1 protein-coding gene is annotated in these 428 nt (G+C 42.3%); it reads right to left on the bottom strand.

The annotated features are described in order from the left end of the window. The coding region (locus tag AB4351_RS21805) for a VCBS domain-containing protein (protein WP_372127167.1) at nucleotides 1–428 on the bottom strand (428 nt) is incomplete at both ends.

Consider the following 428-nt stretch of genomic DNA (forward strand, 5'->3'; position numbering starts at 1 on the left):
TCAATCACGTGTAACGTGCCACCACTGCTGAGCTGATTAGTGGTATTGCCAAAGGAAGTGTGATCTTCGTAAACATGATTATTGAGGCTGGAGTATGGCGTCACTTCAATTCTTGCTTGGTTATCTTCGCCAATCACTTTAACCATGATTGTCAGCTTCTGACCGTCACTGGTTTCAACTTCATAGGGGATCTGCATTGATTCGCCAGTTCGCAAACTAGCAATATGGTCATCTGCATAGCGTTTGTTGGCTCCTTGTAAACTAAATTGATAAGACCCGTCTGGAAAAACATCAAAATAACCTGGAGAAAAACCTTGACCCAAATATTTACCACTATGGAGAAATTGTGTGTTATCGCCACTATCTGGATCGATAAGCTGAAGCTGGCCTCTATAGGATTTAAATTCGCTATCCAGCGCTTGTGTTTC

It is taken from the genome of Vibrio sp. 10N.261.51.F11 (assembly GCF_041471665.1).
GTDB lineage: Bacteria > Pseudomonadota > Gammaproteobacteria > Enterobacterales > Vibrionaceae > Vibrio > Vibrio crassostreae_C.